This is a genomic window from Promicromonospora sp. NPDC057488, from assembly GCF_042802395.1.
Classification (GTDB): Bacteria; Actinomycetota; Actinomycetes; order Actinomycetales; family Cellulomonadaceae; genus Promicromonospora.
On the sequence record NZ_JBHVEG010000239.1, the window covers coordinates 1 to 7,809 of the forward strand.

10 protein-coding genes are annotated in these 7,809 nt (G+C 74.0%); 4 read left to right on the plus strand and 6 right to left on the minus strand.

Features of this window, described 5'->3' with window-relative positions:
* Nucleotides 1-35: 35 nt before the first annotated feature.
* The 4 genes from ACFU5G_RS27815 to ACFU5G_RS27830 form a co-directional block, all read right to left on the minus strand.
* Nucleotides 36-410: a YciI family protein gene (locus ACFU5G_RS27815; RefSeq protein WP_377251982.1), complete on the minus strand. Its 375-nt coding sequence runs from the start codon at nt 408-410 to the stop codon at nt 36-38.
* A gap of 71 nt (nt 411-481) precedes the next feature.
* Entirely contained in the window at nt 482-1,447 is a 966-nt protein-coding gene (locus tag ACFU5G_RS27820) for a proline dehydrogenase family protein (RefSeq protein WP_377251984.1), read from the minus strand.
* Complete coding sequence (locus tag ACFU5G_RS27825) at nt 1,444-2,430, minus strand: CPBP family intramembrane glutamic endopeptidase (protein WP_377251986.1); 987 nt, start codon at nt 2,428-2,430, stop codon at nt 1,444-1,446. The genes ACFU5G_RS27820 and ACFU5G_RS27825 overlap by 4 nt, the downstream gene beginning before the upstream one ends.
* 54 nt (nt 2,431-2,484) lie before the next feature.
* Nucleotides 2,485-3,033, minus strand: coding sequence for a small multidrug efflux protein (locus ACFU5G_RS27830; RefSeq protein WP_377251988.1), 549 nt, complete (start codon nt 3,031-3,033; stop codon nt 2,485-2,487).
* A gap of 155 nt (nt 3,034-3,188) precedes the next feature.
* Here ACFU5G_RS27830 and ACFU5G_RS27835 point away from each other — a divergent pair, with 155 nt between their 5' ends.
* Both ACFU5G_RS27835 and ACFU5G_RS27840 read left to right on the plus strand, forming a co-directional pair.
* Nucleotides 3,189-4,415 (plus strand): sensor histidine kinase, encoded by a 1,227-nt coding sequence (locus ACFU5G_RS27835; protein WP_377251990.1) that lies wholly within the window; start codon nt 3,189-3,191, stop codon nt 4,413-4,415.
* Complete coding sequence (locus ACFU5G_RS27840) at nt 4,412-5,014, plus strand: response regulator (protein ID WP_377251992.1); 603 nt, start codon at nt 4,412-4,414, stop codon at nt 5,012-5,014. The genes ACFU5G_RS27835 and ACFU5G_RS27840 overlap by 4 nt, the downstream gene beginning before the upstream one ends.
* A gap of 1 nt (nt 5,015) precedes the next feature.
* On the opposite strand, the gene ACFU5G_RS27845 is transcribed toward ACFU5G_RS27840, so the two are convergent.
* Both ACFU5G_RS27845 and ACFU5G_RS27850 read right to left on the minus strand, forming a co-directional pair.
* Complete coding sequence (locus tag ACFU5G_RS27845) at nt 5,016-5,765, minus strand: thioredoxin domain-containing protein (protein WP_377251994.1); 750 nt, start codon at nt 5,763-5,765, stop codon at nt 5,016-5,018.
* Between the two features lie 164 nt (nt 5,766-5,929).
* Complete coding sequence (locus ACFU5G_RS27850) at nt 5,930-6,343, minus strand: hypothetical protein (protein WP_377251996.1); 414 nt, start codon at nt 6,341-6,343, stop codon at nt 5,930-5,932.
* A 79-nt stretch (nt 6,344-6,422) separates the two neighbouring features.
* On the opposite strand from ACFU5G_RS27850, the gene ACFU5G_RS27855 reads away from it, so the two are divergent.
* Together ACFU5G_RS27855 and ACFU5G_RS27860 are read left to right on the plus strand one after the other, a co-directional pair.
* Nucleotides 6,423-6,860 (plus strand): hypothetical protein, encoded by a 438-nt coding sequence (locus tag ACFU5G_RS27855; protein WP_377251998.1) that lies wholly within the window; start codon nt 6,423-6,425, stop codon nt 6,858-6,860.
* Nucleotides 6,861-6,963: 103 nt separating this feature from the next.
* Nucleotides 6,964-7,800, plus strand: a complete 837-nt coding sequence (locus ACFU5G_RS27860) for a C40 family peptidase (RefSeq protein WP_377252000.1) — start codon at nt 6,964-6,966, stop codon at nt 7,798-7,800.
* Nucleotides 7,801-7,809: the final 9 nt, after the last annotated feature.

Consider the following 7,809-nt stretch of genomic DNA (forward strand, 5'->3'; position numbering starts at 1 on the left):
ACCGAGAGGTGGCACCGGCGCCCTGACCAGCGAGGTCACGCCGGCGCCTCCTGCAGCGCGCGCACCTCGATGCGGGACTGCAGCGCCGCCGAGGCGCGCTCGGCCCAGCCGAGCGCCGTCTCCTCGTCGGCGACGTCGATGATCCAGAACCCGCCGACGTACTCGGTGGCATCGACGAACGGCGCGGCGACGCGCTTCACCTCGCCGCCCGTGGCGTCGACGGTGATCGCCGTGGACGGCGGCTGGAGCCCGCCTGCGGTGACGAACGAGCCGGACTCGTTCAGGGCGGTGTTGAAGCCGTCGACGGCGGCGATCATCGCCTCCAGCTCGGCCGGGTCCATCTCCTGCATGGACTCCATCGTCGGCTCGTCGGCCGTGTCGTGCGGCATCGTGAGGAAGTACTGGGTCATGGAACCGGTCCCTTTCTGTTCGGTTGAACTGAAATTAGGTCGCATGAGCAATACCCGCAACGAAAGTGCCGTCAGACTCCCGGAGCGGGGCGGAGATCGGCGAGCGCGGTGATGACCCGCGTGGGGTCCTCGGCGATGCGGTTCAGGACGTAGAGCCACCACTCGTCGCCGAAGATCAGGTACTCCCTGGTGTTGAACCCCTCGCCGTGCAGCTGGTCGAGCAGCTCCGTGCCGAGCCCGAGCAGCATCTCGAACTCGACGCCCGGCTCCGTCAGCGCCGCCCCGTGCCGCTCGCGCAGCGTCCGGACCAGCTCGTCGTCGTGCGTGGCGAGGAAGACCGGGTGCCGCGCGTCCAGGAGCTCGGCGGTCTGGGCGAGGTAGGCGCTGGTGAGCTCGGCGCTGTCCCGGCGGTAGGCGACCGACTCCGGTTCGAGGAAGGCGCCCTTGACGAGCCGTACCGGCCCCGGGTGCCGCAGCACCCGGCGCAGGTCCTGCGGCGTGCGGTGCAGGCGGGCCTGCAGCGTGATGCCGACGTGGTCGAACTCCGCCGAGAGCGCCTCGTGGAGGTCGAGCACGAGGTCGGTCCGGTCGGACCCCTCGGCGGAGATCACCAGGGCCGTGCCCAGGTCGGCGGTCGCGGCGGCCAGCTCGCGCGCATGGGCGAGCCCGAGATCCCGGTCCACGAGCGAGCCCACGTGCGAGAGGTCGAACGAGATCGTGGCCGGCACGTCCGCCGCGCGCACCGCCTCGATCAGCCGCAGGAACACGTCGGTCTCCCGCCGCGCGGTCGCGGCGTCGCGGATGCTCTCGCCGACGTAGTCGATGCTCGCCGTGTGCCCCCGCCGCGTCCCGGCCCGGGCGGCGTCGATCGCCTGGTCGACGGTCTCGCCGGCGGTGTAGCGCCGGGCGATGCGCCCGGCGGCCGCCGCGAGCGCCGGGTTGGCGAGGACCGTGCGCTTGAGGTCCTCGTCGAGGGCCCACGCGCGCAGGGTGTCGGCTGCTGGTTCCAGCTTCAGTTCCAGGGAGGTGTCGGTCATGTCGCCTGATCGTAGGCGGGCTCGCGGGCCGGCGTGCGGGTATTGACCGGGGTCAGCGCGGGCCCGGTCCGGCGGGTGGCCCACCAGACGATCGCGGTGATCACGACGACGGCGAGCGCCGGGACGAGCTGGTAGGGCGAGCCGACGCCGGCCGAGCGGTCCGTGAGCGCTCCGCCGAGGTCGATCCGCAGGTAGGGCGCCATGACCAGGGAGGCCGTGTTGAGCACGGCGTGCAGCAGCACCGCGATCTCCAGGCCGCCGGTGCGCCACGTGATGATCGCCAGCCCGCTGAACAGCACGAGGTACCAGACGATGATGTACGGGTCGGTCGAGCCGTGGGCGAGCGTGAACAGCACGGCGGTGACCACGGTCCCGGCGACGAGGCCGGCCCGGGGCCGGCGGGTCCAGCCGCCGACGACGCGGAAGATCAGGCCGCGCACGCCGTACTCCTCGCCGGCGGCCTGCAACGGGGTGAGCAGGAGCGTGGCGAGGAACATGGCGACGAGGTCGGTCTGCGACCACGGGACCTCGGCGACCGGCGCGAGGAACCCGAGCGTGATGACGACGAGCCAGGCGGGGGCGAGCGCGACGAGCGACCTGCCGAACAGGTCGAACCGGAACCGCGAGGTCACGGAGTGCAGGGAGGCGCCGGGCACGCCGTAGAGCCAGCGCTGGATGAGCATGCTCCACGGGATGAGCAGGCCCAGGGAGATCATGGACCCGGCGTGGTAGAGCGGCGTGTAGTCGGTCCCGCCGATGATCGGCGGGGTGTTGCCGAACCGCACGTCGACGGTCGCCAGGCCCCAGCCGATGACCGTCGGGAAGAGGACGAACCCGGCCGCGAGCAGGACGATCGCGAGGATGCCCCGCCCGATGCGGCGCTGGTCGCCCGCGAGCACGCGGTGGTACTCGACGCCCTGCGGTACCGACGGGGCGTTCCTCGGTTCGCCCGGGTCCAGCAGCCAGCTCGGTCGCGTGGTCATGGCAGTCCTCTCCTTCTTCGCGGGTGGGGTCGCGCTGCGTGGGGTGCTGACGCGTCAGACGACGGCCTGGAGGACACCGCTGATGATGAGCGCGGTGAGCGTGGTCCAGGCGAAGATCGCGATGGCCTGCCAGACGAGGATCCGGGCCTTGCCGACGCCGGAGGCGGCGAGCATGGTGGCCGTGAAGTGCGTGGGCAGCAGCAGGGGGCCGAGCAGGCTCACGCCCGGCACGCCGTAGCGCTCGTAGGCGCGCTGGAACTTGGCGCGGCGCGCCGAGCCGCGGTCGTCGGTCTGCTCGACGCGGGTGCCGGCCTGGGAACCGCCGACCAGCACGCCGTCCCGGGCCAGGACCTTCTCCCGGTGGCGGGTCACCACGGCGGTGCGGGCGCCGGCGCTGAGCAGGACGAGCACGGCGACGGTCAGGAAGTTGCCGACCATGGCGGCGATCGCGGCGACGACCGGCGGGAGGCCGCCGAGGATGCCGATCGCGGCACCGCCCTCGCCCTCGACGAAGGGGATGGCGCCGGCGAGCGCGACGATCAGCGGCTGGAGGAGCTCGGGCACCTGCCCGAGCAGGTTCTGGAGGGTCTCGACGAGGTTCATGGTGTGCTCCTTGGGGTGGGTCTCGGGGTGGGTCTCGCGTTGATGTCCCTAGTCCACCCGCCGGGCGCGCGGCGCAGAAGTGTCCGCCTGTCACCGCCTTCCGGGCGCTGCGCACACCCCGGCCATGACATGTGTCATGCCCGTAACCTGGGCGGATGAGCAGCCGACCCGTTGATGCGGGCCCCGCACCGGCGGCGGTCGACCCCCGGAGCACCCTGCGCCTGACCCGGAGCGTCAGCGCGACCTGGTGGTACATGGCCCTCGGGATCGTCTCGTTCGAGCTGATCGCCGTGCTCCTGACGGTCGTCGTCCTGGTCGAGGACGACCGCGACGCGCTCACGACGATCGCCGTCGCGGTCGGCGGGCTGCTGTGGTGGCTGACGACGCTCCTGCCCCTGGCCGGCTACCGGCACCGGGCCGAGGACGCGCCGCTGCTGGTCCCCCGCCGGCACCTTCCGCCGCTGCTGGTCGGCGTGGTGTACGGCCTCGGCGCCGGCTACGCCACCGGGATGTGGGTGGTGCTCGTGCTGCCCGTGCTCCAGGCGCTGATCCTCCTGAACTGGCAGTCCGGGGTGCGCCTGCGGGTGGTGGTGGCCGCTACCGCCGTGCTCGTCCTGCTGTGGGTGGTCGACGGGAACCTCTCGCTGAGGGCGGGCGGCGCCCCGAGCGCGTTCCAGCTCGCGTTCCTGTCCACGATCCTGCCGATCACGACCGTCTCGTCGCTGTGGTGGTGGGACGTGCTGGTCACGCTGGACAAGGCCCGCGCCTCGGAGGCACGGCTCGCCGCGACCCAGGAGCGGCTGCGCGTCGCGACCGACGTGCACGACCTGCAGGGGCACCACCTCCAGGTGATCGCGCTCCAGCTCGAGCTCGCCGAGCGGCTCATGCCGCAGGACCCGGCCGCCGGCATGGAGCAGCTGCGCGCGGCGCGCGCCAGCGTCGGCGACGCGCGCCAGGGCACGCGCGACCTCGCCACGCGCTTCCGCTCCGTGCCGCTGCGCGACGAGATCGCGAACGCGGTGGACCTGCTGCGGGCCGCGGGCACGGCCGCCGAGGCCACGGTGGACCCGGCCTCGCCGCACGCGCCGGCGTCCGCCCTCGGTCCGGTGATCCGGGAGACGACGACGAACGTGCTGCGCCACGGCGGCGGCCGGTGGGCCCGCCTGGACCTGTCGCGGTCGAACGGGTCGTGGCGGTACGAGATCACCAACGACGTCGCGGACGACGCCGTCGACGAACCAGCCGGGTCCTCCGGCGGCGCGGGCCTGGAGGGCATCGCACGCCGGGCCGCCGAGGTGGGCGGTCAGCTGGACGTACGGCGCGAGGACGGCTCGTTCACCGTGACCGTCACCGTTCCCAGCGAAGGAGAGAACGCCGGATGATTCGAGTGCTGCTGGCCGACGACGAGGGGATGATCCGGTCGGCCCTGGCCGCGCTGCTGCGCCTGGAACCGGACATCGAGGTCGTCGCCGAGTGCGCCGACGGCGCCGAGGCCGTCGCCGAGGCCGTGCGCCTCAAGCCGGACGTGTGCCTGCTGGACCTCGAGATGCCGCACCTCGACGGCGTGGAGGTCGCCGAGCGCCTGAACCGCACGCTGGCCACCCGCTGCGTGATCGTCACCCGCCACGCCCGGCCCGGCGTCCTGCGGCGGGCGCTGGCCTCGGGCGCCGCCGGGTTCCTGCCCAAGTCGCGCGGCGCCGACGAGGTCGCGGCCGTGATCCGCCGGGTGGCGGCCGGCGGGCGGTACGTCGACCCCGAGGTGGCCGCCGACGCGCTGAGCGACGAGCGCTCGCCACTGACCGACCGCGAGCTGGACGTGCTGCGCGCGGGCCGGAACGGCGAGACGACGCGCCAGATCGCGCGCACCCTCTCGCTCGCCCCGGGCACCGTGCGCAACCACGTCTCCACCGTGCTGGGCAAGCTCGCGGTCGAGACCCGGCAGCAGGCCGTGCTCGTCGCGCAGGAGCGCGGCTGGATCTGACTCAGTCGCCGAGCGCGCCCCGGACGGCGTCGACCAGGTCGGCGGGGCTCTGGGTCTCCACCTTCTCGCCGTCGAGGAAGAACGTGGGCGTCCCGCTCACGCCCAGCGCCCGGCCCTCGTCGAAGTCGCGCCGCACCCGCTCGGTGGTCGCGGGGTCGGCGACGGCGGCGTCGAACGCGGCCATGTCGAGGCCGAGCTCCTGCGCGAAACCGCGGAACACGTCCGCGCGCGACTCCTGGGCCTCGCCCCACTCGGCCTGCGTCTCGTACATGCGCTGGTACATCGGCTCGAGCTGCCCCTGCGCCGCGGCGGCCTCGACCGCGACGGCCGCGTTGGTGGAGTTGGTGTGTCCCGGGATCGGGAAGTAGCGCAGCACGAGCGTGAGGTCGTCGCCGTGCTCCTGCCGCAGCTCCTCGACGGTCGGGTAGTAGGCCCGGCACACCTCGCACTCGAAGTCGAGGAACTCGACCAGGACCGCCTTCTCGTCCGGCGCCTGGTTCAGCACGTGGCTGTCCTCGCGCACCACCTGGGCGTCCCCGGCCGGCGTCTCGGGGCGGGAGGTCAGGATGAACACGACCAGGAGGACGACGAGGCCGAGCACCCCGGCGAGCAGGACGAGCTGGAGGAGCCGGCGCGACGTGAGGCGGCGGCCGGCGGGCGGCTTCTTCGCGGAGGGGCCCTTTGCGGCCGGGGGCTTGGCGGACGGGGTCTTGGCGGCGGCCGGGCGGGTGGTCGGGCGCTTGGTGGTCATGGGTCTTCCTCGGGGGTCACGGGCCGCGCCGGGCACGGGTGGGCCACGGCGCGTCAACAGGGGGCAGCGGGCATGGGCACGGGAGTCCGCGAACGGACGGGGGCGTCCGTTCGGGAAGTCTTCACTTCCGCAAGCGGACGGCGGCGTCCGTTTGCGGAGTGCTCCTACGTGCGGCTGATCCCCAGGAACACCGGATCGGGCCCCGCGATGTGCGGGTACGAGCGGGTGCCCAGCCAGCGGCCCCGGACCGTCGCTACGGCCCGGAGGGCGACCCGGTAGGTCGTCACGCCGCGTCCGGCCAGCACGATCCCGGTCACCAGCAGGGCGCACAGGCACAGCAGGCCGAGCGCCTCCGCGCCGTGCGGCGTCCCGTGGTCGGTGTGCTGCCCGGCCGTCGCGACGACGCGGTCGGCGACCGGATCGGTCACGTGCTGCCCGGCCGCGACCACGCCCGAGGCGGCCGCGGCCGTCGGGTCGGCGCCCGGCACGGCCAGGAGCCCCGCCAGCGCGAGCAGCAGGACGACGAGCACGTACCGGAGCACGGTCGCGCTCGTCCGGGGCCGGGCCGAGGTGGTCATGTCGGGGCTGATCGTAGACGAACCACCTGGCCACGCCGTGATCCAAGCCACCGGCCGGGTCGGTTAGTGTTGTCGCGCCATGAGCCCTGCCCGCCGCCTCCGCTCCCTCCTCGCCGGTACCCGGCGCGGTCCGGTGAGCGTGCTGTCGGTCATGTTCGTCGCGCTCGCGCTGGTCAGCGTGCACGTGCTGTGCAGCGTCCACCTCGAGCGGAACGACGCCGGCCACGGGCACGGCGAGGTCGCGATCACCACTGAGGTCGCGGCCGCCGCGGCGACCGCCGTCCCCGGGACGAGCTCCGCGCCGCTGGGCGACGAGTCGCACGGCTGCGGCGACCACCACTCGACGTCGGCGCAGTGCGACCCGCTGCTGCCCTCCCCCGTCGTCTCGGCCGTGCTGCCCGAGCGCACCGTGCAGCGCACGGCGCCCGCCGCGGCCTACCCGGACCACCGCACCGCGGACGGCGTGGCCACCCCGGTCCCGCCGTCGTTGCACGCCCTGGGGATCTCCCGGACGTAGACCACCACCACGCTCCGGCACCGCACGGTGCCGGGCGTCTCTCGCGCGCCCGCACCCGGGTCGCGCGCGTGGTCCACCTCCGAACGAAAGGTCCTGAGCCTTGATGGATCCCCAGAACCAGCCGGCCACCACCCCGCGTGCTCGCGGCCGGCACCGGGCGGTACGCCGCCCCCTCCTGTCCGACGTCGCCAGGTCCGCGACCGAGCAGGTCAGCGCGCTGACCGGCCGCGGCGCGGTGGTCGCGGCCGCCGGCGGCGGTGTGCTGCTGTCGCTGATCGCCCCGCCGGCCCAGGCCGCGCCCGCCCCGGCGGCGGTCAACGCCGAGCTGGCCGGCAGCCCCGTCCAGGGCGCGCTCGACGCGGCGGCCCTGGACGCCCTGGCCACCCAGGCCAAGGCGTCGGTCGCCGCCGCCCCCGTGGTGACCGTCGCCACCGACGCCGAGCTGAAGGTCGAGAGCGCGGCGGTGTCCGTGGTCTCCGCCGCGGACAACGAGGAGTACCAGGCGCAGCTCGCCGCGGAGGCCGAGGCCGAGGCCGCCGAGGAGGCCGCCGAAGCAGCGGCCGCGGCGGCGGAAGAGGCCGCGGCGGTCGACATCCCGGCGTCCGCGGCGGGCTCCGCCGTCGTCTCCGTCGCGATGCGCTACCTCGGGGTGCCCTACGTGTGGGGCGGCAGCACCCCGGCGGGGTTCGACTGCTCGGGCTTCACGTCGTACGTGTACGGGCAGGTCGGCATCGACCTGCCGCGCACGTCGTCGGAGCAGCGGTACGCCGGCACCGTGGTGCCGTGGTCCGAGGCGCAGCCGGGCGACATGATCTGGTCGCCCGGGCACATCGCGATCTACGCCGGTGACGGCATGCAGATCGAGGCGCCGGTCCCGGGCAAGAGCGTCCGGTACACCAGCATCTGGCAGTCCAACCCGACGTTCATCCGCGTCGGCTGACACCCCGGG

What these genes read in the sequence shown, in the direction of transcription:
- ACFU5G_RS27840 (WP_377251992.1), top strand. Translation starts at nt 4,412, where the DNA reads ATGATTCGAGTGCTGCTGGCCGACGACGAGGGGATGATCCGGTCGGCC.
- ACFU5G_RS27835 (WP_377251990.1), top strand. Translation starts at nt 3,189, where the DNA reads ATGAGCAGCCGACCCGTTGATGCGGGCCCCGCACCGGCGGCGGTCGAC.
- ACFU5G_RS27850 (WP_377251996.1), bottom strand. Translation starts at nt 6,343, where the DNA reads ATGACCACCTCGGCCCGGCCCCGGACGAGCGCGACCGTGCTCCGGTAC.
- ACFU5G_RS27855 (WP_377251998.1), top strand. Translation starts at nt 6,423, where the DNA reads ATGAGCCCTGCCCGCCGCCTCCGCTCCCTCCTCGCCGGTACCCGGCGC.
- ACFU5G_RS27830 (WP_377251988.1), bottom strand. Translation starts at nt 3,033, where the DNA reads ATGAACCTCGTCGAGACCCTCCAGAACCTGCTCGGGCAGGTGCCCGAG.
- ACFU5G_RS27845 (WP_377251994.1), bottom strand. Translation starts at nt 5,765, where the DNA reads ATGACCACCAAGCGCCCGACCACCCGCCCGGCCGCCGCCAAGACCCCG.
- ACFU5G_RS27860 (WP_377252000.1), top strand. Translation starts at nt 6,964, where the DNA reads ATGGATCCCCAGAACCAGCCGGCCACCACCCCGCGTGCTCGCGGCCGG.
- ACFU5G_RS27820 (WP_377251984.1), bottom strand. Translation starts at nt 1,447, where the DNA reads ATGACCGACACCTCCCTGGAACTGAAGCTGGAACCAGCAGCCGACACC.
- ACFU5G_RS27815 (WP_377251982.1), bottom strand. Translation starts at nt 410, where the DNA reads ATGACCCAGTACTTCCTCACGATGCCGCACGACACGGCCGACGAGCCG.
- ACFU5G_RS27825 (WP_377251986.1), bottom strand. Translation starts at nt 2,430, where the DNA reads ATGACCACGCGACCGAGCTGGCTGCTGGACCCGGGCGAACCGAGGAAC.